At 55.9% G+C, this 1,184-nt stretch carries 2 protein-coding genes; both read right to left on the reverse strand.

Going from position 1 to position 1,184, the window contains the following annotated elements:
• Nucleotides 1-113 precede the first annotated feature (113 nt).
• Nucleotides 114-611, reverse strand: a complete 498-nt coding sequence (locus tag NFS22_RS23600; RefSeq protein WP_251320060.1) for a leucine-rich repeat domain-containing protein — start codon at nucleotides 609-611, stop codon at nucleotides 114-116.
• 150 nt (nucleotides 612-761) lie between these two features.
• Nucleotides 762-1,184, reverse strand: a 423-nt coding sequence (locus NFS22_RS23605; RefSeq protein ID WP_251320061.1) for an S-layer homology domain-containing protein, incomplete at its 5' end; no start/stop codon positions are given.

Genomic DNA, 1,184 nt, shown 5'->3' on the forward strand with positions numbered 1-1,184 from the left:
GCCACGGTGATCTTCTGCCCGCCGTTGCAGTAGGGACAGGTGGGGTTTTTGTCCGGGTCGTAGAGGTGGCCCCGGCCGCATTCAATTTGTGCCATATGTACCCTCCATTTTTATTAATAGATAGACAGCTCGGACACATGGGCTACGGGGGATTGGTCTACGCCGTCAGCCACAGGGCCGATTTGCAGGGAGTTCAGCTTGGTCATACCGGAAAATACCTCCAGACTCTGAACGGGGTTTCTCCAGTCAGCCACGCTGCTCAGCCGCAGGGACCGCAGATTCGTCAGGTTCCGCAGCGGTTCCAGGCTGGTCACCTTTCCGTTGACCGTCAGTTCCTGCAAATCCGTCAGACCCTGGATGCCGCTCAGGTCCAGGGCGGCTCCCTCATCATAAGAATAGGGCAGACACAATGTAGTCAGCTTGGTCAGCCCCGCCAGGGGGGAGGTGTCCCTCAGCTTTGCGCTGGCGCTGCCGTAAAGCTCCAGTGTGCGCAGATTGGTCAGGTTCTCCAGTCCCTTGAAGCTCTCGATCCCGTCCTCACTGGAATCACCGCCTTTGATGGCCATTGTTTTCAGTTTGGTCATGTTTTGGAAAGCAGTGAAGTCCTTCATGTCAAAATCGCCGTAGAGTTGCAGCCAATGTCATTAAATTAAGGATTTCCCGTACCTGAAAAAAGCGCCCACCCTCTTTGCTTTTTCAAAAGGGGGTGGGCGCTTTTTTCATAACTTATATGTTGTCAGGACAGCAAACGCCGACCGGCTTTACTTCCCCATAGCGCGATAGAGGAAGGTGACAATCTGTCCACGGGTACAGGTAGCGGCGGGGGAGAAGTTACCGCCGCCCGTTCCGCTGGTAATCTTGTTCTCCACCGCCCACGCTACAGCCTGCGCATAGTCTGCATTGGCGGGAACGTCGGTAAAGCTGGCCTTTGCGGAAGGCGTGGGGCTTCCAGCCGCTTTCCAGAGGTATTCCACGGTCATGGCGCGGGTACAATCGGTGTTTGCTCCAAAGGCAGAACCGGACACCAAACCCTTTTCAGCGGCCCACAGCGCGGCCTTGTAGAAGTAATCAGCGGGTTTAATATCCGTGAAGGGATTCGCCGCTGTCGGCTCCGGCGAGCCGTTAGCACGCCACAAGAAGGTCAAAATTTGCGCCTTACTGCAAGTTGCGCCGGGGGAAAACGT

This window comes from Flintibacter muris, assembly GCF_943192995.1.
Lineage (GTDB): Bacteria > Bacillota > Clostridia > Oscillospirales > Oscillospiraceae > Lawsonibacter > Lawsonibacter muris.

Bases quoted from the DNA above. Each gene is read 5' to 3' on its own strand.
- NFS22_RS23600 (WP_251320060.1), bottom strand. From the start codon at position 611: ATGAAGGACTTCACTGCTTTCCAAAACATGACCAAACTGAAAACAATG.